The organism is Bradyrhizobium huanghuaihaiense (assembly GCF_025200885.1).
Lineage (GTDB): Bacteria > Pseudomonadota > Alphaproteobacteria > Rhizobiales > Xanthobacteraceae > Bradyrhizobium > Bradyrhizobium huanghuaihaiense.
This window is the reverse complement of the sequence record NZ_CP104172.1, coordinates 3,579,493-3,603,392: the sequence shown is the minus strand read 5'-3', so window position 1 is coordinate 3,603,392 and position 23,900 is coordinate 3,579,493. Positions and strand designations below refer to the sequence as shown.

Sequence of the window (23,900 nt, the reverse complement as noted above, 5' to 3'; positions counted from 1 at the left end):
GTTTGCGTCCGGCCGGATGCCGGACAACAGGTTTCGTTTGCAAAGGATGTGAGGACGCGGACGACGCTTCCCATGACATCGGCGGACCGGGGCTTGAGCTTGCATGACGACGGGCGCACGCGCGCGATCGCGCGAGGTGTGTCGCGCGGTCATGCGGAGCCACCCGGCATCAGCGCAAGCGGTATCGACCCGCGGCGCAAAAGCCGGTCTCACAGTGTCGTTGTTCGGACGAAAGCCTTTTGGGCAATGCGGCCGGACGGCGACTGAAGCGCGCGTCCGGTCCCCTTCAGAGGTATCAGCTTTTCAGGCTGAAACGGAGCGCTGGAGCGGGATTCGAACCCGCGACAGGATGATTAAAAGTCATCTGCTCTACCAAACTGAGCTATCCTTTGTGCAAGAGACCGGAATCGAACCGATGCCTTCGGGTGTTCAGCCCGACGCTCTCCATGAGCTACGTCCTGCGTTTCTCCTTCATTCGGCGGAACACGAAACCGGAGACCGGCCCGCGCCAGCCGGGATCTCAGAGAGCCCGAACCCATGGCCTAGCGAAGGACGGCGCTAATAGACCAGGCACGTTCGGGTTGCAAGGGGGATGGCGCAAGATTTTTCGTCGCAGCTTGCGCGCTGTGACGCGATGATCACACCGAGACATCGCCTCAACTGCGCGACATCTCCTGGAAGCACGCCCTCACCCAGTCGATGGTCACGCGCGTTGCGGCGTCGCGCTTGAGATGGTTTTGCACCAGCAGCCATACGTCGCGCCGTTTCGGCAGCAGGGTGGCGCGCAGGCGGCGATCGCCAAGCAAGTCCGCGCAAACATACTCCGGCAACACACCGGCGGCCTGATGCGCGCGGATCAGGTTACGGATGACACGAACGTTGTCGGTGACGCAGCGCGCGCGGGCTTTCTTCGTGCGCAGGAATTGCATCTCGGGAATGGCCCCGAGCTCGTCCGGATAGGCGCACAGCATCGGCTCGCCCTCGGTCGTCACAGGCTCGAAATAATGGATGCGGATATCGCCGAGCTTTGAGATCGCGAAGTCGCCCTTGTCGGGTTTGCGCAGGCGGATGGCGAGATCGGCTTCCCAGCGCGAGAATTTGACGTTCTCGCTCGAGGTGAGGAATTGCAGCGTCAGGCCGGGATTGGCACGCAGGAAGTCGCTCGCGCGCGGCGACAGCACTTCCTCGGCGACCGTGTTGGTGGAGGCGATGCGCAGGCGTCCCACCGGGCCTTCCAGGCTCTCACTGAGGCGACCGATCTCGGCGGCATGCGCGGCCATCGCCTCGACATGCGCCAGCACCGCCTCGCAGCTCCGCGTCGGCCTGCGGACGCCGTCGGCGGCCTCGAACAGACGCAAACCGAGCGCACGCTCGATGCGCGACAGCCTGCGCCCGACCGTGGTCTCGTCGATGCGCAGCCGCGCGCTGGCGCCCGCGTAGGTGCCCTCGTCCCTGACGGCAGCGATGATGCGCAGATCGTCCCAGTTCATCGTGGGAGGTTATACCGACCGGGAGGCGCCTGCAATACCGCAGCCACCCACTGCAATATCCCTGCATATCGGCAGGCGTTGCCGGGGCTATGTTTGTTCAGCCTTTTTGCCCCGGAGATTGCCAAGACCATGACGACCGCAAAGACCCTGCTGCAGCTCGCCGGCGCCGATCTCAACCCGCCGCGTCTTGCCGACGCCGCGCTGGTGCTGATCGACATCCAGAACGAATATCTCGAAGGTCCTCTCGCCTTGCCCGACGCGAGACCTGCGATCGCGCGGGCGGCTGCGCTCCTGGCACGGGCTCGCGAGAGCGGAGCCGCGATCATCCATATTGCCCATCGCGGCAAGGCCGGCAGCCTGTTCGATCGCGGCGCCGAGCGTGGCGCCATCGTCGCCGAGCTGAGCCCCCAAGCCGGGGAGCTGGTGATCGAGAAGGAGTTGCCGAATGCCTTTGCCGGCACTGATTTGCGGGCGCGCCTTGCCGCAACCGACAGGAAGAACATCGTGCTGGCCGGCTTCATGACGCATATGTGCGTCAGCTCCACCGCGCGCGCCGCGCTGGACCTCGGTTTTCGCACCACGATCGACGCCGATGCCTGCGCCACGCGCGACCTGCCGGACGGACGCGGCGGCACCTTGGACGCCCGGACCATCCATGAGGTTGCGCTCGCCGAGCTATCCGACCGCTTCGCCATCATCGCGCGCGGCGATGCACTGAAATAACGGAGCAAAGCGATGCTGCAACTCTATTTCTCGCCGATGGCCTGCTCGCTTGCGAGCCGCATCGCGCTGATGGAAGCAGGCCTCGACGCGCGCTATCATCTGGTGCAGCTCAGGACCAAGCAGGTCGTGGGCGACGACAGCGACTTTCGCGGCGTATCACCGAAGGGGGCGGTGCCGGTCCTCGTGCTGGAGAACGGCGAACGGCTGACCGAAAGCGCGGCGGTGCTGCAATACATCGCCGATCTGAAACCGGACACGGGTCTTGCGCCGCGGCTCGGCGATCCCGATCGCTATCGCCTGCAGGAATGGCTGAGCTTCATCGGCGCAGAGATCCACAAGGCGTTCCTGTTTCCCACCTTCTGGTACAGCGACGAAGGCTCGCTCGCCAAGCCGCGCGCACGGATCCCGCAGACCCTGTCGGTGCCGTCAGCGCACCTTGCCGACCACGAGTTCCTCGTCGGCAACGGCTTCACCGTCGCGGATGCCCATCTCACCTGGGCCTTGCTGCTGCTCCGTCCCGCAGGGGTCGACATCGCACAATGGCCGTCGTTGTCGGCCTATCTCGAACGCATGCAGGCGCGGCCCACCATAAGGGAAGCGGTCGCAACCGAGATGGCCTTGCGCAAGACGCTTGCGACGAGCCCGGCGTGACACGCCACTGGCACAGAGGTTGGCGATTGAGCTAGATCTTGCGACCGACTGGCATTGCACGACGGGAGCAAGATCATGGCGCCGCACGACACTACGAGGGTATTGGCCGGCAAGGTTGCGTTGGTGACCGGCGCAGGACGCGGGCTCGGCCGCGCCTTCGCGGAGAAACTTGCCGGGCTCGGCGCTGATGTTGCCGTCCATGGCATGCGCGAGAACGGGCCGGCGGAATATGGTGAGGGCACCACCCTGACTGCGGTGGCCGCAGAAATCGGCCAGCAATTCGGCGTCCGCAGCCAGCGCGTGCTGGGCGATCTCACCAAGGGCGAGGACATCGCGCGCGTGATCGCCGAGACGGAAACCGCGCTCGGCCCGATCGACATTCTCGTGCACAATGCGGGCGGCGACATCGCAGCCGCCGGAGGCAAGCCCGATCCGAACGACGCGGTGAACATCAGGGAAGCCGATGTGCGCGCGGTGCTGGAGCGCAATCTGCTCTCGACCATCCTGACCTGCCAGGCGGTCGCGCGCGGCATGATGGAGCGGCGGCGCGGGCGCATCGTCACGCTCGGCTCGGTCGCCGCTTTCAAGGGGCGCACCCAGGGCTCGATCTATGCGGTGTCGAAGGCCGGCGTCACTCATTTCACGCGCTGCCTCGCCGATCAGCTTCGCCCCTACGATATCGCCGTCAACTGCATCGCGCCCGGCGATACCCGCACCGGCCGTTTCCTCGGCACGCGCGCAGTGGACCCTGGCAGGATGGTCGAGACCGGCACGCTCGACCGGATCGCAACCGTCGACGAGATCGCCCGGGTCGTCGAATTCTTCGCAGGCCCCATGGGCGCGTTCGTCTCCGGCCAGGTGCTGAGGATCGACGGCGGAGGACAGTGCTGGCCGGGCTGACACGTCGCGCAAAAAGAAAGGGCCGCTGCGAGCGACCCTTTCGATCAACCGGTATCAACGAAGATCAGTCCACCCGCGCCAGCACCGCGAGCTTGCGGATGCCCTTGTTGCGGTAGGCGTCGAGGAACGCGTAGTAATCCCTGAACGACACGCAGCCGTTGGAATCGCCGTTCGGCCCGAGCATGAAGGTGTGCGCAAGCAGGCCGTCGCGGCCGTAGATCGCGCTCTCGCCGCCGATCGGGGTCAGGCGCAGCGCCGGCACGCCGTGGAACAGCGCTTCGCGCGGCTTCAGCGTGTAGATGTGCGGCGGCGTCACGCCGCGCATGCGGGTGCGCTGCGAGCGCGGATCGTCGAGATTGGAGCCGAGGCCGGAATGCGCCTCGAGCTTGGTGCCATCCGGCAGGTAGACCGTCTTGGCGGTGATGTCGTAGACCGCCGTATCGCGCTCATAGGGCGGCGCGCCGCCGAACATCGGGTTCTGCTCCTTCGGCGCGATGGCCGAGGTCACGCTGGCATCGGCCGAGGCATAGGCCAAAAGCCCGCCGGACGGCTCACGCTTGCCCCAGAGCTTTTCCACCATCGACTGGCGCGGCCCGGTGATCGACATCACCGCGGCCTTGGCGCGATCGGCGAAGGATTTTGGCTTTGCCTCGGGCGCCGGCACGATCTCGGCGGGGTCGGCCGAGGCCAGCTGCATCTGGCCCTCCGGCGCGCGCTTGGCCTTGTCCGCAGTCTTGTCGGTGGTCTTGTCAGTGTTCTTGGCCGCCGGCTTCAGCGCTTCCGCGACCTTCGCGATCACGCTCTGCTTCGGGGCGTCTTTGGCCGCAGCAACCTGGGTCGCGGGCGCGGCGCTCGGCGCATTCGAAGGCACGCCCTGCGTCGCGGCGGCGGCAAAGCGCTCGTTGAACATCTCGCGGGAGATGGGGGCTGCGACCTGGAGCCGGTCGGGCAGCAGCAGCGCAAAGGTCTCGTTGATGGCGTCGCTGGCCTCGCGCAGCACCACCTTGGGCGCACGCTTGATGACGGGCTCATCGTAGCCAATGCTGCCGACGGTCGGATAGACGCTCGCGCCGAAGACGTTGCTGTAGATGGTCCAGCCGGCGCCCATCACGACGCAGCCGATCGCCGCGGCGCCAAGCCAATTGGTGGTGGTCATTTTCCGGGAAGGCTTCCGAAGAAAATTCTTACCAGGATTTTTGGACTTCCGTGCCGCGTTACTCTGCGCAGCGATACTCGTACTCATTCGCCTTGCGTCCAGGACGGTGTCACTCAGTCCCCCTTTGAAGCGCCGCTGGTCACGATCCGGGAACAGCATCTCGCAGAGGGTCGGAGCGTCATTAAGGCGACTTTTAGTTAAATGCGGATTAAGTTCGGGCAGATGTGGGGCAACTCGTTAACGCTGTCTCATTCTGAGAAAAAAGCCCGCAGAACTACGGACTTAGTCGCGTTTGTTAACCATAATTCTCGGCTGGATCGGGCGATCAGCGAACGTTTTACGGCCGCCTCTCTAGGTACATCCAACCAAGTCATTTTCGTGGTCTTCAATGCCCTGATGATAACGGGGAAGCATTGCGCGAGGCTGGTGCGCGCCATCCCCCATTCGCCTCTCTCCGCTCGCGATGAGAGGGAGAGACTTGGCGCTCACGCGGCACGGCGCCCTGACTGAAAGTTGATCGCATCGGATCTGGAAAATGCCGCAGCGCGAAAATAGCTGCGAGAAGCGGCACTATTCAGCAGCCTCTGCGTGTGATACGGTACCGTATCAGCATCGCCTTGAACTGTGCCGAGCACGCGAACGGAGGCTGGCATGAGAGGGATCGCACCCGCCGGATTTTTCATTCTGGCGTGGTCGTTGTTGTTGACGGGATACGCGGCCGCGCAGCCGGCCGATGCGGGCTGCGCGCCGTCGCCATCAGCAGCCGGGACACAGACCTGGCGCTGCGACAACGGGATCACGATCGTTGCGGAGAATGGCGCCAGGTTTGAACTTAAGGACGCCAACCGCGACGGACATATTGACTCCGTGGAGTTGAGCAGCAAGGCGCTGCTGGTCGATGTGCCCAAGAAGCCCGGCGGCAACCCTTTCAAGGTGCTGACGCCACGGGCGATCGCCGCGGTGCGCGGCACGAAATGGGCCGTCGATGTCACAGAGGCCAAGACCGCGGTGTTCGTCGCCGATGGCCGTGTCGGCGTCTCCCGCAGGAGCGGCGGACGCGGCGTCGTGCTGGGACCGGGCGAAGGCGTCGATGTCGAGGCGACCGGCCCGTTGACCGTCAAGACCTGGGGCCAGCCGCGCGTCGACGCGCTGATGGCAAGACTGGGCCAATAAGACTGGGTCAATAAGACTGGGCCGATAAGGCTCCGATAATACGATTAAGGCTCGCGCAGCAAGGCTCGGGCGACAAAGAAGATTGCAGTACGTAATGACTAGACGCGTTCAGATCCTGGTGGCTCTCGTCTTCACCGCGCTGTGGGGTGCCGGCATCTATGTCGGTCACGCCAACGGCCATCTGCGCTTTCTCGACCGCCTCGAGGCGACGCTGACGGATTGGCGGACGCAAGTCCGCGGCGTGCAGGCGCCGCCAGATCTCGTCACCATCGTCGCGATCGACGACACCGTGGTGAAGCGCGGTGGCAGCTATCCGCTGCCGCGCGCCGATCTCGCCCGTGTCGTCGATACCATCGTGCAGTTCAAGCCGAAGGTCGTCGCGATCGACCTCTTGCTGGTCGACCGCAGCGCCGCGATCGGCGATGCGACGCTCGCCAGTACGCTCGCCACCGGTCCGATGGTGCTTGCCGCCGCAGCGATCTTCCCGTCCGCCAGCGAGACCGTGGCGCCCAGCAGCCAGGGTCCCCTCGCCGTGCTGCCGCAAGCCGAGCGCTTCCTGCTGCCGCTGCCGGCGTTTGCCGATCACGCCGAGGTCGGCGTCGTCAACGTCGCCACCGGGCAATCGGGCTCGCCGCTTTCGGTGCCGATGCTGTTTCGGACCCACGACAAGGTCGAGCTCTCATTCCCCTTGCGCGTCGCGACCCGCGCGCTCGACAAGCCGCTGACGATCGCGCCGGACCGTCTCATGCTCGGCGACCGCGCGGTGCCGACCGACAGCGACTTCGCGCTGCCGATCACCTATTACGGCCCGCGCCGCACCATCCGCACCGTCAGCGCGCAGAGCATCTTCGACGGCACGCTCGCTCGCGCGGCGATCGAGAACCGGATCGTGGTGATCGGCGCCTCGGTCGCCGGCGGCGGCGACTTCTATCCGACGCCGTTCGATTCCCTCATGCCCGGCGTCGAGGTGATCTCCACTGCGATCACGCATCTCGTTGCGGGCGACGGCATCACGCGTGACCACAAGGTTCATATCGCCGATGCGCTCACCGCGATCCTCTTGCCAGTGCTGCTGGTGGGCCTGCTCGCCTGGCGACGCAGCGCGCTCGGCATTGTCGCAGCAGCCGTCGTGATGATCGCCTGGGCCGGACTCAATTTGTTCGCCTTCACGCACGGCCTCTGGCTGAACGCTGCGACCACGCTTGCGGCGACGGTACCACCGGTTGCGGTCTTTGCCGGCGTGCAGCTCTGGGCTGGCGGCCGCAAGGCGCAATATCTCACCGCCAAGAGCAGGTCGCTGGCGCAGTTCCAGGCGCCGGCCGTGCAGGAATGGCTGGCGCGCGATCCCGATTTCCTGGCGAAGCCGGTCCGGCAGGATGCGGCCGTCGTCTTCATCGATCTCTCGGGCTTCACCGCGCTGAGCGAACGGATCGATCCGGACGATCTTCAGAATATCCTGAAAGCATTCCATGTGCTGATCGACAAGACCGCGGTCGATTGCGGCGGCGTGATCATCAGCTTTCTCGGCGATGGCGCCATGATCCTGTTCGGCCTGCCAGAGGCGATGCCGGATGACGCGGCACGCGCGCTGAAATGCGCTATCGACCTGCATCGCAGCGTCGAGCGCTGGATGGCATCACTGCCGCCCGCGATTGGCGGCCGCCTCGGCTTCAAGATCGGCGCGCATTTCGGCCCGATCGTCGCCTCCCGTCTCGGCGAGAGCCACCAGCACATCACGGCAAACGGCGATACCGTCAACGTCGCGAACCGGCTTATGGAGGTCGCGGCGCAGAACGGCGCGCAACTCGCGCTGAGCGACACGCTGCTGGATGCGGCCGACTATCTCGGCGATCCCGACAGCACGTTGAGGGGCCCGCTGCGCACGCAGGTCCGCGGCCGCTCCGGCACGGTCACGGTCTGGTTCTGGCGCGACGAGAGCAAGCCGGGCGCGGCGGCCGGGGCAGAGATGATGGAGTGAATAGCCTCCGCTATTCGCCCAATACTCCGCCGTCGTCCCGGCGGAGGCCGGGACCCGTAGCCACAGGGAGTGGTTTGGCGAAGACTGGTCGTGAATGAGTCTTCACGCGGTACGGATACCTGCGCTCATCGAGAGATCACGCGGTATGGGTCCCGGCCTTCGCCGGGACGACGATGGAGATCTACCGCGCTTCCGGCGGCGGTGAGCGGTCGAGCACGTCGCCCCTGGCGCCTTCCAAGAGATCGATGCCGTAGGTTTCGACCACGAGCGGGCCGCGCTTGCGCTGCAATTGCGCGATTTGCGTCACCTTCGCAAAAAGGCCGTTGAGGGCGGGGTGCCCCTCGCCGCGCAGCTCGTCGACATAGAGCAGCTTGCCGGCGAGCAGCTTGGGATCTGGCTCGGGCATGTTGACCCAGCGGATGCGCTGGTTCTGCTGCACCACGCAGGTGCCGCGCGGCAGGTAGAAGGCGAGCCAGCCGGTGGTGCCGTAATCCGGCGCAAGCACGCAGGTCGCACCATTGCGCGCGCGCTCGGCTTCGATTGCCGCGGCGAGCTCGCGCCAGCCGACGCCGACGCTGCGCACGGTCGCATCGCGGCGATAGCCCGACAGCCAGCCGGTGTTGGCCTGCACGATCAACGCTGCAAACATCACGATGCCCACGGGTGCGGCCCAGCGCAGGCAGAAGTCCGCCAGGCGCCGCTGGCGCGGCTTCCACTGCACGAGATTGGCGGCCGCCGCGGCCGCGATCACGAAGGGCGGATAGACGGGCGCAAACCAGTTGGCCTCGACGCGGGCATGCAGCGAATGCCAGACAAAATAGACGACGATGGTCCAGAACATCGTCTCGATCAGCACGCGCGAGGCCAGCGCGCCGGCCCGGTGCCAAGTCAGCGCGTGCAGGCCCATCGCGCCGAGGATGAAGACCAGCGGGGTCGCGAACGCGACCTGGGTCGGGATCAGCTCGGCGATGAAGACCGGACGAAAGTCCTCGATCTTCGCACGCCCGAGCTGCTTTGCGAACGAGACCCATTGGTGGTCCGCGTTCCAGAGGATCACCGGCGAGAACAGCGCCAGGGCCACGAGACCGCCGAGATAGGGCCAGGGGGAGAGAAACCACCGCCTGAGCTTCGGCACGGACGCGAGCCAGATCAGGATGGCGGCGCCAAAGAACATCGCGGTGTATTTCGACAGCAGCGCCGTGCCGACCGCGGCGCCGACCGCAAGCCACCAGGCGCCGCGACCGGTCTCGAGCACTTTTGCGAGGAAGAACAGCACGAAGCTGGAGGCGACCAGCAGCGGCGCATCGGGCGTCACGATCAGCGTGCCGACGGAGGCCAGCAGCGTCACGTTGAGAAGGATGGCGCTGGTCGCGGCGACACGGGCGCCGCCGAACAGGATCGCCGCGGAGCGGTAGACCGCGTAGCTCATCGGCAGCGCGAGCAGGATCGAGACCAGGCGGACGCCGAGCTCGGTGTCGCCGGCGATCATGGTGCCGGCGCGGATGACGTAGGCGACCATCGGCGGGTGGTCGTAGTAACCACCGGCCAGGTTCTTCGACCACATCCAGTAATAGGCTTCGTCGAAGGTGATCGGCGTGAAGGCGGCCGCGACGAGCCGCAAAGCCACCAGCGCGACAATCGCCAGCGCGGTGTTGCGGACGATCCGCGCGTCAGCTCCGCCCATCTCGCGCTATTTCTTGCGCCAGACGAACAGTCCGGACATCGCGTAGTTCCACACCACGCCCATCAGCGCGCCGGCCATGCCGGCCAGCCACCAGATCGGCTCCTGGTCGTAGACCGAGAAGGCGACGCCGACATTGGCGAGCAGACCGACGCTGCACACGATGTAGAAGGCGATCAGGCCGCGCAGCAGCGCAAAGCCCTTCAGCCGCTGGTCGCGATAGGTGAGGAAGTTGTTGAGGATGAAGTTGCTGGTCATGGCGACGATGGCGCCGGCGGCCTGCGCCTCCGCGAACGGCGCCTTGAACAGCCGGAGGGCGATGAACAGCGTGGTGAGGTGCACCACGAGGCCGATGCCGCCGACCATCGCGAACAGGATGAAGCGCAGCGAGACGATGTCGTTGGTCAGCTTGGCCAGCACGAGGCCCAGGAAGTCGAGCGCGACCATGGAATCCAGCTTGCTCTCGCCATGCTGGCGGGCGCCGAACGTGTAGGGAATCTCGACGGCGCGCAAGCCGCCATGGGCGGTCGCGACGACGTCGAGCAGGATCTTGAAGCCGTGCACCGACAGCTTTGGCGCGAGCTGCTCGAAACGGTCGCGGCGGATCATGAAGAAGCCGCTCATGGGATCGGCGATCTCGACCCGCAGCATCTTCCTGGCGACCTCGGTCGCCAGTGCGCTGGCGCCGGCGCGCTGCTTGTTGAAGCCTTCGCTCTTGTAGCCCTCGATATAGCGGCTGCCGACCACGAGCTCGGCCTGGTCGCTGGCGAGCAGCAGCAGCATCTTCGGCAGTTGCGTCTCGTCGTGCTGGAGGTCGGCGTCGATCACGGCCACATAGGGCGCGCTGGAGGCCAGGATGCCCTCGATACAGGCGCCCGACAGGCCGCGGCGGCCGATGCGGCGCACGCAGCGCACGCGGCTGTCGCGCTGCGCCAGTTCGCGCACGACGTCCCAGGTGCCGTCGGGCGAATTGTCGTCGACGAACACGACTTCCCAGGCGACGTTGACGAGCGTCGCCTCCAGGCGCCGGTACAGCACCGTGACATTGTCGCGCTCGTTGAAGGTCGGGACGATGACCGACAGTTCCGGCCCCTCTTGAGCCTGCGGCGGATGGTCGGAGCCCGGTCTGATCGCTTCATTCATGACGGCAGCGTATATCCGCCGCGTCCTGCGCTGCCAAGCCGGGGTTTTGAGGGGGGACGGGCCAAAACGGGCCCTAAAATGCCAACGACCCCGGAACGGCGGACCGCGCGTACATCCGGCGCAGGCCCAAGCTATTCCAAGGTCGTCCCAGCGCCGGAGTATTTCTCTCAACGTCGCCGTTAGAAGCTAGATGGGGACGGCAAAACCGCTTTTCAAGGGGACAAAAGCCCCTTTCCGGGATTAGTTCGGGACTTCCTTGATTACCGGGCCCCGCGGCGCGGGCGCGGCAGGGGCTGCGGGTGCCGCAGCAGGAGCCGGCTCGGCCTTGGCCGGCTTGGGGGGCTTGCCGTACTGGCCGATCGGCCCGAAGACGACGGCGACCGCAAGCACGACCGCCGCGACGATCGCGCCCAGAATGCCCCCCACCGACTCAGACGACATGGAAACCCATCCCTGTTCCAGATGCGGCGAGTGATACCACGGATGAACACGGCGCCGGAAGGCCCCGGGACCGCGGCGGTCGATCGAGCTATTTCTGCGGTGGCCTGTGCTTGACGAAAGCCGTCACGATGTCCTTCTGCGCCGACTCCACCGCCCTGTTCGCGGTCGCGAGATGGGCGCCGGCATCGATGTTCGGATATTGGGTGGTGAGATAGTCCAGCAAGGCCACACGGTAATATTGCCGCTCCGACGGACAGGCCCCTGCGACCGAGCGGCCGAAGTCCTGCTCCGACAGGCCCTGATTGCCCTCGCGCGAATATTCCCGCGCCAGGCAATGCCAGTAATCGTCGCGGCCCTGCATGGCGAGCTTTTGCGCGTTCTTGTCGTCGTCATCGTCCGCCATTGCATTAGACGTCATGGCAGCAGATGTCATCATCATGAGCGCCGCTCCCACCATCAGCATCCGCATCTTGTTCTCCTTCTGCGCAGACGATCTTCGCGAGCTTAGACGGGACGCGGCAACTGGCCAATCACAACTGGTTTGATTAGGATGCCGGCCTCCCCTCCACGTCGATGCGAGATCCTTCCGTGGCCAAAGCAAAAACCGTGTCCAAAAAATCCGGCAACATCTTCATCGGCATCGGCGGCTGGACCTTCGAGCCCTGGCGCGGCGTGTTCTATCCGGAGAAGCTGACGCAGGCGAAGGAGCTGTCCTACGCCGCTTCGAAGCTGACCTCGATCGAGATCAACGGCACCTATTACGGCTCGCAGAAGCCGGAGAGCTTTCGCAAATGGGCGAGCGAGGTGCCTGATGGCTTCGTGTTCTCGGTGAAGGGACCGCGCTTCGCCACCAACCGCCGTGTGCTGGCCGAGGCCGGCGACTCCATCAAGCGGTTCTACGATTCCGGCGTGCTGGAACTCGGCGACCATCTCGGCCCCGTGCTGTGGCAGTTCGCGCCGACCAAAAAGTTCGACGGCGCCGATTTCGGCAAGTTCTTGGAGCTGCTGCCGCGCAAGCTCGACGGGCGCGCGCTGCGCCACGTGGTCGAGGTCCGCCACGACAGCTTCTGCGCGCCTGACTTCGTCGCGCTGATCCGCGAATTCGAGACGCCGGTGGTGTTCGCCGAGCACGGCAAATATCCCGCGATCGCCGACGTTGCCGGCGATTTCGTCTATGCGCGGCTGCAGAAGGGCGATGACGAGATCAAGACCTGCTATCCGCCGAAGCAGCTCGATGCCTGGGCGGAGCGCTTCAAGGATTGGGCTTCGGGCGGTGAACCGGACGACCTGCCGAAGGTTGACAAGACCAAGCCGAAGAAGGAGCCGCGCGACGTGTTTGCCTATGTCATCCACGAGGGCAAGGTGCGCGCCCCGCACGGCGCCATGGAACTGATCGCGCGGGTGAGCTGAGGATGGTTCATGGCAAAGGCGAGGAAGCTGTTCACCATCGGCTATGAGCAGACGCCGCCCAAGGCGGTGCTCGACGAGCTGGAAGAGGCAGGCGTCAAGCTCGTGGTCGACGTGCGCGCGGTGACGTCATCGCGCCGGCCGGGCTTTTCCAAGAAACAGCTGTCCGCCGGGCTCGACGAGCGCGGCATCGCCTATGTCCATCTCGCAGCCCTCGGCACGCCGAAGGAGGGCCGCCTTGCCGCGCGCAGTGGACAATACGGCGCGCTGGAGAAGATCTATTCAAAGCACCTGAAGACGCCGCAGGCAAAGGAAGAGATGGACGAGCTCTCGGCGCTGGTGAAGAAGGCCGGCCCGGTGTGCCTGCTCTGCTACGAGCGCGACCACACCCACTGCCACCGCCAGATGATCGCTGAGATCATCGAGGAGCGCGATGGGGTGACGGTGAAGAATCTGGCGGGGCGGCAGGTGTAGCTGGCTCGTTCTGTAGCCCGGATGGAGCGAAGCGTAATCCGGGACCTTTGTCCCGCGCAGGGATCGCTCCGGATTACGCTTCGCTCCATCCGGGCTACGAATCTCCTACCCTTCCCCCGCCAGCTTGAACGTTCCCTCCATCATCTGCACGCAGCTGCCGCCGACATGAGCGGACACAACCTTGCCGCCCTGCTTGCGCACGCGCGTCAGCAGCAGGCTCGGCCGGCCCATGTCAAACCCCTGGCCGACCGTGAGCTTCAGCTCGCCGTCGCGGGTGGGATCGAGATCGGCGAACAGTGCGGCTGCGGCTACCGTGGCGCTGCCGGTAGCGGGATCTTCGGCGAGACCGCCGGCGCCGCGCATGAACATCCGCGCCTGCCGCTCGCTGGGCGCCTCCGCTGCGGGCACATCGCGCGTGTAGAACCACACGGAGCGGGCGTCGTCGCGCGGCAAGACCCTGCCGAACGCAGCCGCGTCGGGCCTTGCCCGCTTCAGCGCATCGCGCGAATGCAGCTCCGCCACCAGGAACGGCGTTCCGACGCCGACGACCTGCGGCGCATGGTGATCGGTCCTGATGTCGTCAGCCGTCAAGGAGATGCAAGCCGCGACGTCAGCGGCTGAAACCTCCGCCAGCCGCGACAGCGGCTGCGGCGCGGTGAGCTCGGTACTGATCACCCTGCCCTGCTCGCGCACGATGTCGACCGGTACCAGCCCCGCCTTCTCCTCGAACAGAAGGCGCGGTTTCGGCTCCTTCGCAAGACTCGCCAGCACGAAGGAGGTGCCGACATTGGGATGGCCGGCGAACGGCATTTCCCGGACCGGCGTGAAGATGCGCACCTCCGCATCATTGGCCTTGTCGCGCGGCGGCAGCACGAAGGTCGTCTCGGAATAGTTGAACTCGGTGGCGATCGCCTGCATCTGCGCGGTCGACAGGCCGCCGGCGTCGAGCACCACGGCGAGCTGGTTGCCGCCGAAAGCGCGGTCGGTGAACACGTCGACGGTGATGTAGCGGCGCTGCATCGTCACTTCCCCATGCAAATGGCGGCCACGACGGCCGCATCGCGCAGCACTCTACAAGCCGAAAACATCGCTCGTCATGCCCCAAAATTGAGTGCAATCGGAGCAATGGCATTGACGTGTTGGAAGCTGACGAGCCGCAGCAATTCGCGAAGCCGGGCTAGCGATTTCGCCAGCCCGACATCGTCGGTCGTGATCGTTAGTAGGCGTACGAGTAGCCCGTGTTCGGCAGGCAGGGGGGCTGCGTGTAGGGCGCAGAGGCAAACGAACCCTCTGCCGGAGCCCTGACACAGGAGTCGGTCGCCGCCTGAGTTACAGCAGCGCGCGGCGGGGTAGCGTGGCGCACCGATGCGGCCTGAGTCTGGGTGGCGGCGATCAGGACGGCCGCAACAAGGATCAATCGGGTCATTGGCTTTCTCCGGGTGACAAGTGAAAGCCGAGACGTTTCGGCTTCCACAGTGCAGGACCCGGAAGCTAGCAGGGATATTTCATCACGCGCCTTCAAGGCAGCGCGACCGCGCTTCAACGCAGCGCGACTCACATTTGAAGGCGCCCTACCCCAACTGAAACACCGCGACCTTCTGCTCGTAGCCGCGCACCTCGACCTCTCCGAGCGCGACGGCATCGTCGCCGTCCGCGCCCAGCGCGTCGCGCACGGATGCGGAGATCAGGAGCTGCGAGCCGAAATCCTTGTTCAGCGCCTCCAGGCGCGAAGCAAAATTCACGGTGTCGCCGATCACCGTGTATTCCTTGCGCCGGGGCGAGCCGATATTGCCGGCAACGACCTCGCCGAAATGGATGCCGATGCCGATCCGCAGCGGCCAGCTCGTCTCCGCGTTGATGTGGTCCATGGCGGTCAGCATCTCGCGGCCTGCGGCAACCGCGCGGTGAGCGGCGTCGGAAGCCTCCAGCGGCGCGCCGAACAGCGCGAGGAAGCCGTCGCCCAAAAACTTGTTCACGATCCCGCCCTGACGGTCGAGGATATCGACCAGCACCGCGAAGGCTCCGTCGAGCCGGTCGACGACCTCCTGTGGGGTGCGCGACTGCGCACCCGCGGTGAATCCGCGGAAATCGACGAACATCACCGCGACGCGGCGGACGTCGCCCCCCGCGCTGGTTCCTGCAGCCATCAGCCGCTCCACCACTTGCGGAGACACGTGCTGGCCGAACAGGTTCGTCACCCGGTCGCGCGCGGTGGCGGCTGCAATGCTCGCGGCAAACTGGCGGCGGAGCTGTGCGCCGACGGAGCCCGCGAGCACGCCGCAGATCAGGATGATGGTGCTGCGCACCGCGTGGAAATAGGTTTGCGGCTCGCCGAAGCTCGAGGAATCATAGATCGAGGCGACGACGAACAGCTGGGCGGCCGCAACGAATCCGGTGAAGGTGGAAAGCCAGAAATCGAGCCGCAGGGTCGAGAGGATGACGAAGATGAAATAGATCAGCGGCACCGCGAAGCCGAGCGCCTGGGTTGCGCCCATGGTCCGGATCTGCAGGATCAGGATCACCGTGGGCATCGAGGTCTCGATCAGCGCGCCGATATAGCGCCTGACAACCGGCAGGTCGCGATCGAGCTTGAGGTTCTTCCTGATCTGGGTATGGATCCAGACCTCGAACAGGATGAAGCCGACGAGCAGACCGTAGACCTCGGCGAGCCCCTCGGTGCCGCGCCAGACCCGGTTCACCACGACGGGATCGACCAGGTAGATCGCGGTGAGGAACAACATCATGACGCAGCCCGTCATGATTAGCGCCCTCACCCGCAACAGCTCGGTGCGCAGCACCTCGCGCGTCAGCTCGCGCTCGAAATCCTCGGACAAGGCGGCATGCTGCCGCATCTTCCTGCTCGCAAACCGGACCATTCCACCCCCTGGTCATTCCGGGGCGCGACGCAGTCGCGAACCCGGAATCTCGAGATTCCGGGTTCGCGCCACGCGTGCCCCGGAATGACTCTCAAGGGCCAGTTTGCCTCAATCCAGCGTGCGGCGGAAGCGCGTCACGGCGATGGTCATGGCGATCAGCATCAGGGCCGCCAGCGCCAGCGCGTCGAAGCGCAGGTTCTCCATGGTCGCGCCCTTCAGCATGATGGCACGCACGATGCGCAGGTAGTGGGTCAGCGGCAGGGCCTCGCCGACATATTGCGCCCAGGCCGGCATCCCGGCGAACGGGAACATGAAGCCGGAGAGCAGAATGCTCGGCAGGAAGAACATCATCGACATCTGCATCGCCTGGAGCTGGTTCTGCACCAATGTCGAGATGGTGTAGCCGATCGACAGATTGGTGGTGATGAACAGCGTCGAGAGCAGCGCCAGCAGGAACAGATTGCCGAGCACGGGCACGCCGAACAGGCCGACGCCGATGCCGATGATCAGGAAGGCCTGGACGAATCCGACCAGCACGTAAGGGATGATCTTGCCGAACATCACCTCGACCGGCTTGATCGGCATCGACAACAGGCTCTCCATGGTGCCGCGCTCGACCTCGCGCGTGACCGAGAGTGCGGTGAAGATCAGCATGGTCATGGTGAGGATGGTGCCGACGAGGCCCGGCACGATGTTGAGGCTCGAAGCCGCGGCCGGGTTGTAGCGGGCATGAGCGCGGATCTCGAACGGCATCTCCGGGGGATCGCCGATGTAGAGATCGTGCTTGAGCGCGGTCTGCACGACCATACCAAGCGAGCCGATCGCCGAGCTCGCCGCAACCGGATCGGTGGCGTCGGCCGCGACCAGCAGCGCCGGCTTGTCGCCGCGCCGCACCGCCCGCTCGAAGCCGCGCGGGATCTCGACGCCGAACAGCACCTTGCCGGACTTCAAGAGATTGTCGAAATCATCGACGTCGTGCACCTCGTAGAGGAAACGGAAATAGGCGGTGTTCTCCAGCGCCTTCAGGATCGAGCGGGCGAGATCGCTGTCTTCCTGCAGCAGCACCGCGCTCGGAAGACGGTGCGGCGTAGTGTTGATGGCATAGCCGAACAACAGGAGCTGCATCACCGGCAGCATCACGATCATCGCGAACGAGACGCGGTCGCGCCGGAGCTGGATGAATTCCTTGATCAGCATCGCATAGGAGCGCTTCCAGAAGCCGAAGCGTTCGCGGATCTCGTGCGTTGGGGCGGGTTGATCGGCTGCGCTCATTGGAAATTGTCCCTGGAGCGGCTCATCAGCTCGATGAACACGTCTTCGAGCGACGGCGACGATTTATGCCAGTGCAGACCGCCCTTGTCGCGCCACGGCGCGATGCTGGCTTCGAGAGCGGCGACGTCGCGCCCCGAAACGTGCAGCGAGGTCCCGAACGGCGCCACCATGTCCACGCCCGGCTTGCCGGTGAGCGCGGCCGTGAGCCCGTTCAGGTTCTCGCCCGTGACGGTGTAGGTCGTGAGCGCCGATTTCGCGATCACCTCCTCCACCGTGCCGTGCGCGAGCAGATGGCCGTAGGCGATGTAGGCGATCTCGTGACAGCGCTCGGCTTCGTCCATGTAGTGGGTCGAGACCAGCACGGTGAGGCCGTCGGCCGCGAGCGCATGGATCTCGTTCCAGAAATCGCGCCGCGCCTTGGGATCGACGCCCGCCGTCGGCTCGTCCAGCAGCAGCAGTTTTGGGCTCGGCAGCGTGCAGGCCCCGAGTGCAAGCCGCTGCTTCCAGCCGCCGGAGAGTTCGCCGGCAAGCTGCTCCTCGCGCCCCGAAAGCCCGAGCCGCTTGATCATATCGCGTGCCGCGCCGCGCGCGTCGGTGAGGCCATAGAGCCGCGCGACGAATTCGAGATTCTCCCGCACCGACAGATCCTGGTACAGGCTGAAGCGCTGGGTCATGTAGCCGACCTGGCGCTTGATCTTCTCGGCATCACGCCGGATGTCGTAGCCGAGACAGGTGCCCTCGCCGCTGTCGGGCGTGAGCAGGCCGCAGAGGATGCGGATGGTGGTGGTCTTGCCAGAACCGTTCGGCCCGAGGAAGCCGTAGATCGAGCCGCGCTTCACCTGCATCGACAGATCATGCACGACCTCGCGGCCGCCGAATGATTTCGTCAGTCCCTTGACGTCGATGGCGATGCCGCTATCGCCGTTCATCGCTTGTCCGCCACGGGTGTCTTGGGGTTGAGGTAGACGTCGATCGGCTGCCCGACGCGAAGAGCATCGGGACGCGACGGCCGCGCCTGGATCAGATAGACGAGCTTGTTGCGCTCCTCGAGGCTGTAGATGACGGGCGGGGTGTATTCGGCCGAGGTCGCGATGAAGTAGATCTTCGCGGTGAGATCGGCGGCGCAATTGTCGCAGGCGATCCGCACGGTATCGCCGATCGCAAGCTTCGGCAGCTCGGTCTCCGGCACGAAGAAGCGCAGCTTCATGTTGCCGGGCGGCATGATCGAGAGCACCGGCCGCTGCGCCGCCACCATCTCGCCTTCACGGAAATAGATCTGCTGGATGGTGCCGGCAACCGGCGCAAAGCCCTTGCGCCGCGCCATGCGCGTCTCCGACGTCGCCACCCGCGCTTCGGCCACGCGCAGGGCGGAGACAGCCGAGTCGAGATTGGCCTGCGTGCCGGAGCCGGTCTTGTTCAACGAGGCTGCACGGTCATAAGTCTGCTGCGCATTCGCCAGCGTCGCCTTGTTCTGGTTGAGATCGGCAAGCTGGAGGTCGTCGTCGACCGAATAGAGCTGATCGCCGACCTTGACCTCGTCGCCCTCGCGCACGCCAAGCTTCGTCACCCGGCCCGCTTCATCAGGGCTGACAAAGATCATGTCGGCCTCGACCCAGCCCTGGAAGCCGGGATCGCGCTTCTCCTTGCATCCGGCGAGGCCGGTTGCGAGCACGAGCGCCAATGCAAATGCAGAAAGTACCCGCGACGACCTCATGTCGTCCTCCGTTCGCCAAAAATCAAATCAAGATGGACGCGCAGCATGTCCTGCGCGTCGAGCGGCGCATGCCGCGCAAACAGGCTCTGCCAGATCACCGCAATCATCGCGGGCGCGACCAGGATCTGCGGATAGCGTGCGAGATCCTTCTCGCGGATCTCGCCGCGGGCGATCCCGAGCTCGATCAGCGCGCGCATGGCGGCGATCCCGCGCGAGACGACCTCACGGTAGTAGAAGTCGGCGACCGCTGGGAAACGCGGCCCCTCCGCCACGATCAGGCGCACGAGATCGCCACGCTTCGTGCCGATCACCTCCTTGAGGAAGTTGCCGGCGAAGGCTTCGATGAGGTCGCGTACCGAGCCCGCCGGGGGCGGCAGCGCCGTCAGGCGCGCCACGACAGGCACGATGACGATGCGCACCAACTCCTCGAACATCGATTCCTTGTCCTTGAAGTGCAGGTAGATCGTTCCCTTGGCGACGCCTGCGCGCTTGGCGATGTCGTCGAGCCGGGTCGCGGCAAAGCCGCGCGCGATGAATTCCTCCATCGCCGCCTCCACGATCGCCGCACGCCGCTCCGCCGCGCGCGTGGCGCGGTTCGAGGGGGGTACTTCCACGCTGCCAGCAGAGCCCTTCACGCTGGCGTGCGTTGCGGACGCTTTGGTCGGCTTCTTGGTCATTCGCAATATATGACTGACTGGTCAGTCATAGTCAAGACAGTGCAGCAGTCCTATTCCAGCCGATGAATTAGCCTTGACTAATGCATTAGCCATTGCTAATTGAATTGCATGATTGAAGCCGCCCCAAACCCCGTCACCACGGTGATGCGCGCCCTCGCCGATCCGACGCGGCGCGCCGTGTTCGAGCGTGTGTTCGAGAGCAAGGAGATCAGCGTTGCCGACCTGACGCGCGGCAGCGGCGTCACGCAAGGAGCGATCTCGCAGCACCTGAAGTCGTTGAAGCAGGCCGGCCTCGTCGCCGAGCGCGCCGAGGGCCGCAACGTCTACTACCGCGCCGCGCCACAAGGACTCGAGCCGCTGGTGACCTGGATGGATCATTACGGCGTCTTCTGGCGCGAGCGCTTCCAGAACCTGCGTGACCTCTTGAAGGAGATCGATCCGTGAGTGCAGCCGCGTTGCAAGCCGAAACAAGAGACATCGTCATCGACGAGGTCTTCCCTCACACCGCCGAGACAATCTGGAAGGCGCTGACCAGCGCGCAGCTGATCGCGCGCTGGCTGATGCAGCCGACCGGCTTCGAGGCCGTCGAAGGCAACGCCTTCACGTTCCAGACCAAACCGGGCGGCAACTGGGACGGCGTGATCCATTGCCGCGTTCTCGAGGTCGTACCGAACCGCCGCCTCGTCTATGCCTGGAACGGCGGCGATGAGCGCAACACCGGTTACGGCGCGCCGCTCGACACCGTCGTGACCTGGTCCCTCACCCCGGTCGAGGCCGGCACGCGGATCCGCCTGGTTCACGCCGGCTTCGTCCTGCCCAGGAACGAGTCGGCCTACACGGTGATGAGCGGCGGCTGGAAGAAGGTCGTGCGCCAGCTCGACGAGATCAGCGGCGAAGAGTGAGGAGATATCGCGATGGACAAACCCTATACCGGCGGCTGCGCCTGCGGCGCGATCCGCTATTCGATCCTCGGTGAGCCGCTGTTCAGCAATCACTGCCAGTGCCGGGACTGCCAGCGGGAAAGCGGCAGCGGCCACGGCTCCTACGCGACCTTCGCGCGCGCCGGCGTCACGCTGAGCGGCGAAGCGAAGCACTGGGACATGGTCGGCGACAGCGGCAACGTGAAGACGCGCGGCTTCTGTCCGCAGTGCGGTCTGCCCGTCTACCTGACCTTCGCCGCGATGCCCGACATCTTCACCATCCGCGCCGCGAGCCTCGACGAGCCCGCCCGCTACCAACCGCAGGCGGTGACCTACGGAGCGCGCGGGCATGGCTGGGATCATCTCGATCCGGACTTGCCGAAATTCGAAGGCATGCCGCCGGGGTGAGGTGCTAGCCAAAGTCCAGCACCATGCGGCCGTCGATCTTGCCGGCCTTCATGCGCTCGAAGACGTTGTTGATCTCGGCGAGCGGCACCTTCGTCACTTCGGCCTTGACCTTGCCGTCGGCGGCGAAGGCGATGGCTTCGTCGAGGTCGCGGCGGGTGCCCACGATGGAGCCGCGCACGGTGATGCGCTTGAGCACGACGTCGAAGATCGGCGTCGGGAACTCGCCCGGCGGCAGGCCGACGAGGCTGACGGTGCCCTTCCGCCGGACCATCTTCAGCGCCTGGGCGAAGGCCGGCGTCGAGACCGCTGTCACCAGCACGCCGTGAGCTCCGCCTCCGGTTGCCGCCAGCACCTTGTCCACCGCATCGGCCGCAAGCGCGTTCACAGCGAGATCGGCGCCAGTCTCGCGCGCGAGCTTGAGCTTGTCTTCGGCGATGTCGACGGCCGCAACCTTGAGTCCCATCGCCTTGGCGTACTGAACCGCGACGTGGCCGAGCCCGCCGACGCCCGAGATCACGACCCACTCACCGGGCTTTGCCTCGGTCTCCTTCAGGCCCTTGTAGGTGGTGACGCCGGCGCACAGGATCGGCGCGACGCCCGCGAAATCGATCGTCGCCGGCAGCTTGGCGGCGAAGGCAGCCGAGGCGATGACATATTCGGCGAAGCCGCCGTTTACGCTGTAGCCGGTGTTGTGCTGGTGCTCGCACAGCGTCTCCCAGCCGGTCTCGCAATATTCGCAAGCCATGCAGGCGTCGTGCAGCCAGGCGACGCCGACGGCATCGCCGACCTTCAGATTCTTCACGCCGGGCCCGAGCGCTGCGACGATGCCGGCGGCTTCATGGCCGGGGATGAAGGGCGGAACCGGCTTCACCGGCCAGTCGCCGGACGCCGCGTGCAGATCGGTGTGGCAGACGCCGCAGGCCTTGACCTTGACCAGGACCTCGCCGGGACCGGGCTGCGGCACCGGCACCTCCTCGATCACCAGCGGCTTGCCGAATTGTTTGACGACTGCGGCTTTCATGGTGGGCATGGGTCTGCTCCGTCTAGATTGCGGAAACAGACTAGCGGCGACGGGCGATGCGCCCTTGATTGGAGTCAAACCGCACAAAGATTACGCAAAGCGCTCGCGCGATCGTGACATCGCGATGACAACGCGGCGCAAAGCGTGACAGGCCTATCAGCTGTGGAACTTCAGACCGTCGACGATCTTGTCGATCACCTTGCGCTCGGCACGCATCGCGATGCCGACGAGATTGAGATCGTTGCGGGCCACCGCCCTCACCGCCTCGCGATTGGCGGCGTCATGCGCGGTCTTGAACATGTCCTCGGTGTAGACGGCAGGCTTGACGTTGCGCGTGAGCGCGCGGTCGAGCGCGCGCGACAAGGCGGGACCATCGGCGCCGTAGATCAGGATCGGCTGGCCGATCAGCGAGAGATATTTCGTGCTTGAAGCGTCCTCATAGGGCTCGCCGATGCATTCAGGAAACGCAGCCGCGATGCCGCTGGTGAGAAAGGCCGCAACGTTGAGCTTCTGCCAGGCCTGCAGGTCGGTGCGGATCACGACGGCGATCTTGGTGTCGAACTGCATGCATGTCTCCACAAATTGTCATTCCGGGATGCGCCGTCAGGCGCAGACCCGGAATCTGGAGATTATCGCACGAGATTCCGGGTTCGCGCTACGCGCGCCCCGGAATGACTGAGCCAGAAATCAACCCTTGGCGTCGCAAGCCCAGGCGCGGATCACGCATTCCTTGCCGCCGTATTTGTAGCATTCGCGCGTTGCGGCGTTGAGCGAGACCGAGATCTTCGGCTTGACGGCATAGCCGTAAGCGCCGCAGGGGTTGGTCATGTCGACCGACATCGCGGCGCAGGCGCGCTTCATCGTCACGGTGGTGCAGTCGCCCTTGCACTGCTTCTGCGCCGCGGCGCGGGCCTCGTGCTCGGCGCCATAATCAAAGGCCTGGCCATAGGCGCCGCACTTGCCGACTGCAAAGGCGCCGGCCGCGTGAGCATTCGTGATGTGGCGGGCACCGGCAACACAGACCGACAGCGCAAAGAAAAACATCGCGCAACGGCGCGCGACGACGTTCGAAGCCATGGAAAAAACCCCTCACCCCCAAGGCAGGTGGAGGGAACTCTAAGCGCCGGTCGTTTCCACTTGGTGAACGAGTGGTTGAAAAGCCATGCCGGAATAGTGATGCCGCATCATACACTTTATAGTTGTAATTCCAAATCGCGTTATTTAAGGTCGTGGAGCGCCAAGCAGAGAGCCGGAGGAGACGATCATGCGTCCAATCAATGCTGTGCTGTTCGGAATCGTTGCGTCGGCTTGTCTGATCGGGCCCCTGCCTGCGCATGCGCAGTCGGTGAACTGGACCTGGACCAACCAGTACGGCTCGACGCTGGCCATCACCAGCTTCAACCAGAACACGGGCGCGATCGCGGGGACCTACACCAACAACGCGGCGAGCAGTTGCGATGAGGGCAAGCCGCAGGGCGTGACGGGCTGGCTGGCCTACGGCAACACCGGCACCGCGATCAGCTTCTCGGTGAACTTCCTCGGCTGCGGCTCGACCACCGTCTGGACCGGACAGCTCAATAACTCATCTGGATTCCAGGGACTGTGGTATCTGTCCCTCGGCGAGGCCGTCGCATGGAACGGCATCAGCGCGGGCGCCGACACCTTCACGTTCTCAAGCGGCGACAAGGCCCTGCTGACGAAGAGCGGCGTCGACCTGAAGGCCGCCAGCGAGAAGCTGTCGAACACGAAAAAATAGGCGAGCAACGCACGCCGTGCGTAGGGTGGATTAGCTCGC

At 65.2% G+C, this 23,900-nt stretch carries 26 protein-coding genes and 2 tRNA genes; 11 read left to right on the top strand and 17 right to left on the bottom strand.

Annotation, left to right across the window (positions count from 1 at the left end; all coding sequences use genetic code 11):
- Nucleotides 1–322 precede the first annotated feature (322 nt).
- The 3 genes from N2603_RS17040 to N2603_RS17030 all read right to left on the bottom strand — a co-directional run bounded on the left by N2603_RS17040 (nucleotide 323) and on the right by N2603_RS17030 (nucleotide 1,490).
- Nucleotides 323–388, bottom strand: a tRNA-Lys gene (locus N2603_RS17040).
- A gap of 4 nt (nucleotides 389–392) precedes the next feature.
- Nucleotides 393–462: transfer RNA gene (locus N2603_RS17035), tRNA-Phe, on the bottom strand.
- 194 nt (nucleotides 463–656) lie between these two features.
- Complete coding sequence (locus tag N2603_RS17030) at nucleotides 657–1,490, bottom strand: LysR family transcriptional regulator (protein WP_260389692.1); 834 nt, start codon at nucleotides 1,488–1,490, stop codon at nucleotides 657–659.
- Nucleotides 1,491–1,619: 129 nt separating this feature from the next.
- Between N2603_RS17030 and N2603_RS17025 the strand changes: the two genes are divergently transcribed.
- The 3 genes from N2603_RS17025 to N2603_RS17015 all read left to right on the top strand — a co-directional run bounded on the left by N2603_RS17025 (nucleotide 1,620) and on the right by N2603_RS17015 (nucleotide 3,764).
- A complete protein-coding gene (locus tag N2603_RS17025; protein WP_260389691.1) occupies nucleotides 1,620–2,213 on the top strand; it encodes a cysteine hydrolase family protein in 594 nt (197 codons plus the stop codon).
- 12 nt (nucleotides 2,214–2,225) lie between these two features.
- On the top strand, nucleotides 2,226–2,864 hold the full coding sequence (locus N2603_RS17020; protein ID WP_260389690.1) for a glutathione binding-like protein: 639 nt from the start codon (nucleotides 2,226–2,228) through the stop codon (nucleotides 2,862–2,864).
- 75 nt (nucleotides 2,865–2,939) lie between these two features.
- Nucleotides 2,940–3,764 carry an SDR family NAD(P)-dependent oxidoreductase gene (locus N2603_RS17015; protein ID WP_260389689.1) on the top strand — a complete coding sequence of 275 codons (825 nt, stop codon included), beginning with the start codon at nucleotides 2,940–2,942 and terminating at the stop codon, nucleotides 3,762–3,764.
- Between the two features lie 64 nt (nucleotides 3,765–3,828).
- On the opposite strand, the gene N2603_RS17010 is transcribed toward N2603_RS17015, so the two are convergent.
- Nucleotides 3,829–4,920: a DUF2778 domain-containing protein gene (locus N2603_RS17010; RefSeq protein WP_260389688.1), complete on the bottom strand. Its 1,092-nt coding sequence runs from the start codon at nucleotides 4,918–4,920 to the stop codon at nucleotides 3,829–3,831.
- Between the two features lie 651 nt (nucleotides 4,921–5,571).
- On the opposite strand from N2603_RS17010, the gene N2603_RS17005 reads away from it, so the two are divergent.
- Both N2603_RS17005 and N2603_RS17000 read left to right on the top strand, forming a co-directional pair.
- Nucleotides 5,572–6,093, top strand: coding sequence for a FecR domain-containing protein (locus N2603_RS17005; RefSeq protein WP_260389687.1), 522 nt, complete (start codon nucleotides 5,572–5,574; stop codon nucleotides 6,091–6,093).
- Nucleotides 6,094–6,187: 94 nt separating this feature from the next.
- Nucleotides 6,188–8,071, top strand: a complete 1,884-nt coding sequence (locus N2603_RS17000; RefSeq protein WP_260389686.1) for a CHASE2 domain-containing protein — start codon at nucleotides 6,188–6,190, stop codon at nucleotides 8,069–8,071.
- Between the two features lie 181 nt (nucleotides 8,072–8,252).
- Here the strand turns inward: N2603_RS17000 and N2603_RS16995 are convergent, their stop codons facing one another.
- From N2603_RS16995 to N2603_RS16980, 4 genes are all read right to left on the bottom strand, one after another.
- The gene (locus tag N2603_RS16995; protein ID WP_260389685.1) at nucleotides 8,253–9,755 is read right to left on the bottom strand and encodes a glycosyltransferase family 39 protein; all 1,503 of its coding nucleotides are present in this window, start codon (nucleotides 9,753–9,755) and stop codon (nucleotides 8,253–8,255) included.
- Nucleotides 9,756–9,761: 6 nt separating this feature from the next.
- A complete protein-coding gene (locus N2603_RS16990; RefSeq protein ID WP_260389684.1) occupies nucleotides 9,762–10,895 on the bottom strand; it encodes a glycosyltransferase family 2 protein in 1,134 nt (377 codons plus the stop codon).
- A 240-nt stretch (nucleotides 10,896–11,135) separates the two neighbouring features.
- On the bottom strand, nucleotides 11,136–11,336 hold the full coding sequence (locus tag N2603_RS16985; protein ID WP_018645823.1) for a hypothetical protein: 201 nt from the start codon (nucleotides 11,334–11,336) through the stop codon (nucleotides 11,136–11,138).
- 88 nt (nucleotides 11,337–11,424) lie between these two features.
- The gene (locus tag N2603_RS16980; protein ID WP_260389683.1) at nucleotides 11,425–11,805 is read right to left on the bottom strand and encodes a hypothetical protein; all 381 of its coding nucleotides are present in this window, start codon (nucleotides 11,803–11,805) and stop codon (nucleotides 11,425–11,427) included.
- 104 nt (nucleotides 11,806–11,909) lie between these two features.
- Here N2603_RS16980 and N2603_RS16975 point away from each other — a divergent pair, with 104 nt between their 5' ends.
- Together N2603_RS16975 and N2603_RS16970 are read left to right on the top strand one after the other, a co-directional pair.
- Nucleotides 11,910–12,746, top strand: a complete 837-nt coding sequence (locus N2603_RS16975) for a DUF72 domain-containing protein (protein ID WP_260389682.1) — start codon at nucleotides 11,910–11,912, stop codon at nucleotides 12,744–12,746.
- A gap of 9 nt (nucleotides 12,747–12,755) precedes the next feature.
- The gene (locus N2603_RS16970) at nucleotides 12,756–13,217 is read left to right on the top strand and encodes a DUF488 domain-containing protein (RefSeq protein ID WP_260389681.1); all 462 of its coding nucleotides are present in this window, start codon (nucleotides 12,756–12,758) and stop codon (nucleotides 13,215–13,217) included.
- Nucleotides 13,218–13,322: 105 nt separating this feature from the next.
- Here N2603_RS16970 and N2603_RS16965 read toward each other — a convergent pair whose 3' ends face one another.
- The 6 genes from N2603_RS16965 to N2603_RS16940 form a co-directional block, all read right to left on the bottom strand.
- Nucleotides 13,323–14,237 carry a PhzF family phenazine biosynthesis protein gene (locus N2603_RS16965; RefSeq protein WP_260389680.1) on the bottom strand — a complete coding sequence of 305 codons (915 nt, stop codon included), beginning with the start codon at nucleotides 14,235–14,237 and terminating at the stop codon, nucleotides 13,323–13,325.
- Nucleotides 14,238–14,788: 551 nt separating this feature from the next.
- Nucleotides 14,789–16,093 (bottom strand): adenylate/guanylate cyclase domain-containing protein, encoded by a 1,305-nt coding sequence (locus N2603_RS16960; RefSeq protein WP_018645829.1) that lies wholly within the window; start codon nucleotides 16,091–16,093, stop codon nucleotides 14,789–14,791.
- Nucleotides 16,094–16,201: 108 nt separating this feature from the next.
- Complete coding sequence (locus N2603_RS16955) at nucleotides 16,202–17,365, bottom strand: ABC transporter permease (protein ID WP_018645830.1); 1,164 nt, start codon at nucleotides 17,363–17,365, stop codon at nucleotides 16,202–16,204.
- Entirely contained in the window at nucleotides 17,362–18,294 is a 933-nt protein-coding gene (locus N2603_RS16950) for an ABC transporter ATP-binding protein (RefSeq protein ID WP_018645831.1), read from the bottom strand. Before N2603_RS16950 ends, N2603_RS16955 begins: the two co-directional genes overlap by 4 nt.
- Complete coding sequence (locus N2603_RS16945) at nucleotides 18,291–19,079, bottom strand: HlyD family secretion protein (RefSeq protein ID WP_260389679.1); 789 nt, start codon at nucleotides 19,077–19,079, stop codon at nucleotides 18,291–18,293. The genes N2603_RS16950 and N2603_RS16945 overlap by 4 nt, the downstream gene beginning before the upstream one ends.
- Complete coding sequence (locus tag N2603_RS16940) at nucleotides 19,076–19,756, bottom strand: TetR/AcrR family transcriptional regulator (RefSeq protein WP_260389678.1); 681 nt, start codon at nucleotides 19,754–19,756, stop codon at nucleotides 19,076–19,078. Before N2603_RS16940 ends, N2603_RS16945 begins: the two co-directional genes overlap by 4 nt.
- Nucleotides 19,757–19,864: 108 nt before the next feature.
- Here N2603_RS16940 and N2603_RS16935 point away from each other — a divergent pair, with 108 nt between their 5' ends.
- From N2603_RS16935 to N2603_RS16925, 3 genes are read left to right on the top strand one after another with little or no spacing between them, the layout of a single operon-like run.
- Nucleotides 19,865–20,200 carry an ArsR/SmtB family transcription factor gene (locus tag N2603_RS16935; protein ID WP_018645834.1) on the top strand — a complete coding sequence of 112 codons (336 nt, stop codon included), beginning with the start codon at nucleotides 19,865–19,867 and terminating at the stop codon, nucleotides 20,198–20,200.
- A complete protein-coding gene (locus tag N2603_RS16930) occupies nucleotides 20,197–20,658 on the top strand; it encodes an SRPBCC family protein (RefSeq protein ID WP_260389677.1) in 462 nt (153 codons plus the stop codon). Before N2603_RS16935 ends, N2603_RS16930 begins: the two co-directional genes overlap by 4 nt.
- Before the next feature lie 12 nt (nucleotides 20,659–20,670).
- Nucleotides 20,671–21,084, top strand: coding sequence for a GFA family protein (locus N2603_RS16925; RefSeq protein WP_260389676.1), 414 nt, complete (start codon nucleotides 20,671–20,673; stop codon nucleotides 21,082–21,084).
- A gap of 4 nt (nucleotides 21,085–21,088) precedes the next feature.
- On the opposite strand, the gene adhP is transcribed toward N2603_RS16925, so the two are convergent.
- The 3 genes from adhP to N2603_RS16910 form a co-directional block, all read right to left on the bottom strand.
- The gene (adhP, locus tag N2603_RS16920) at nucleotides 21,089–22,114 is read right to left on the bottom strand and encodes an alcohol dehydrogenase AdhP (RefSeq protein WP_260389675.1); all 1,026 of its coding nucleotides are present in this window, start codon (nucleotides 22,112–22,114) and stop codon (nucleotides 21,089–21,091) included.
- Between the two features lie 147 nt (nucleotides 22,115–22,261).
- Nucleotides 22,262–22,672, bottom strand: a complete 411-nt coding sequence (locus N2603_RS16915; protein WP_260389674.1) for a DUF2000 family protein — start codon at nucleotides 22,670–22,672, stop codon at nucleotides 22,262–22,264.
- Nucleotides 22,673–22,792: 120 nt separating this feature from the next.
- Entirely contained in the window at nucleotides 22,793–23,182 is a 390-nt protein-coding gene (locus N2603_RS16910) for a DUF4189 domain-containing protein (RefSeq protein WP_260389673.1), read from the bottom strand.
- A 187-nt stretch (nucleotides 23,183–23,369) separates the two neighbouring features.
- Here N2603_RS16910 and N2603_RS16905 point away from each other — a divergent pair, with 187 nt between their 5' ends.
- Nucleotides 23,370–23,861, top strand: a complete 492-nt coding sequence (locus N2603_RS16905; protein ID WP_260389672.1) for an avidin/streptavidin family protein — start codon at nucleotides 23,370–23,372, stop codon at nucleotides 23,859–23,861.
- Nucleotides 23,862–23,900 lie beyond the last annotated feature (39 nt).

Bases quoted from the DNA above. Each gene is read 5' to 3' on its own strand.
- N2603_RS17030 (WP_260389692.1), bottom strand. From the start codon at position 1,490: ATGAACTGGGACGATCTGCGCATCATCGCTGCCGTCAGGGACGAGGGC.
- N2603_RS17025 (WP_260389691.1), top strand. From the start codon at position 1,620: ATGACGACCGCAAAGACCCTGCTGCAGCTCGCCGGCGCCGATCTCAAC.
- N2603_RS17020 (WP_260389690.1), top strand. From the start codon at position 2,226: ATGCTGCAACTCTATTTCTCGCCGATGGCCTGCTCGCTTGCGAGCCGC.
- N2603_RS17015 (WP_260389689.1), top strand. From the start codon at position 2,940: ATGGCGCCGCACGACACTACGAGGGTATTGGCCGGCAAGGTTGCGTTG.
- N2603_RS17010 (WP_260389688.1), bottom strand. From the start codon at position 4,920: ATGACCACCACCAATTGGCTTGGCGCCGCGGCGATCGGCTGCGTCGTG.
- N2603_RS17005 (WP_260389687.1), top strand. From the start codon at position 5,572: ATGAGAGGGATCGCACCCGCCGGATTTTTCATTCTGGCGTGGTCGTTG.
- N2603_RS17000 (WP_260389686.1), top strand. From the start codon at position 6,188: ATGACTAGACGCGTTCAGATCCTGGTGGCTCTCGTCTTCACCGCGCTG.
- N2603_RS16995 (WP_260389685.1), bottom strand. From the start codon at position 9,755: ATGGGCGGAGCTGACGCGCGGATCGTCCGCAACACCGCGCTGGCGATT.
- N2603_RS16990 (WP_260389684.1), bottom strand. From the start codon at position 10,895: ATGAATGAAGCGATCAGACCGGGCTCCGACCATCCGCCGCAGGCTCAA.
- N2603_RS16985 (WP_018645823.1), bottom strand. From the start codon at position 11,336: ATGTCGTCTGAGTCGGTGGGGGGCATTCTGGGCGCGATCGTCGCGGCG.
- N2603_RS16980 (WP_260389683.1), bottom strand. From the start codon at position 11,805: ATGCGGATGCTGATGGTGGGAGCGGCGCTCATGATGATGACATCTGCT.
- N2603_RS16975 (WP_260389682.1), top strand. From the start codon at position 11,910: ATGCGAGATCCTTCCGTGGCCAAAGCAAAAACCGTGTCCAAAAAATCC.
- N2603_RS16970 (WP_260389681.1), top strand. From the start codon at position 12,756: ATGGCAAAGGCGAGGAAGCTGTTCACCATCGGCTATGAGCAGACGCCG.
- N2603_RS16965 (WP_260389680.1), bottom strand. From the start codon at position 14,237: ATGCAGCGCCGCTACATCACCGTCGACGTGTTCACCGACCGCGCTTTC.
- N2603_RS16960 (WP_018645829.1), bottom strand. From the start codon at position 16,093: ATGGTCCGGTTTGCGAGCAGGAAGATGCGGCAGCATGCCGCCTTGTCC.
- N2603_RS16955 (WP_018645830.1), bottom strand. From the start codon at position 17,365: ATGAGCGCAGCCGATCAACCCGCCCCAACGCACGAGATCCGCGAACGC.
- N2603_RS16950 (WP_018645831.1), bottom strand. From the start codon at position 18,294: ATGAACGGCGATAGCGGCATCGCCATCGACGTCAAGGGACTGACGAAA.
- N2603_RS16945 (WP_260389679.1), bottom strand. From the start codon at position 19,079: ATGAGGTCGTCGCGGGTACTTTCTGCATTTGCATTGGCGCTCGTGCTC.
- N2603_RS16940 (WP_260389678.1), bottom strand. From the start codon at position 19,756: ATGACCAAGAAGCCGACCAAAGCGTCCGCAACGCACGCCAGCGTGAAG.
- N2603_RS16935 (WP_018645834.1), top strand. From the start codon at position 19,865: ATGATTGAAGCCGCCCCAAACCCCGTCACCACGGTGATGCGCGCCCTC.
- N2603_RS16925 (WP_260389676.1), top strand. From the start codon at position 20,671: ATGGACAAACCCTATACCGGCGGCTGCGCCTGCGGCGCGATCCGCTAT.
- adhP (WP_260389675.1), bottom strand. From the start codon at position 22,114: ATGCCCACCATGAAAGCCGCAGTCGTCAAACAATTCGGCAAGCCGCTG.
- N2603_RS16915 (WP_260389674.1), bottom strand. From the start codon at position 22,672: ATGCAGTTCGACACCAAGATCGCCGTCGTGATCCGCACCGACCTGCAG.
- N2603_RS16910 (WP_260389673.1), bottom strand. From the start codon at position 23,182: ATGGCTTCGAACGTCGTCGCGCGCCGTTGCGCGATGTTTTTCTTTGCG.
- N2603_RS16905 (WP_260389672.1), top strand. From the start codon at position 23,370: ATGCGTCCAATCAATGCTGTGCTGTTCGGAATCGTTGCGTCGGCTTGT.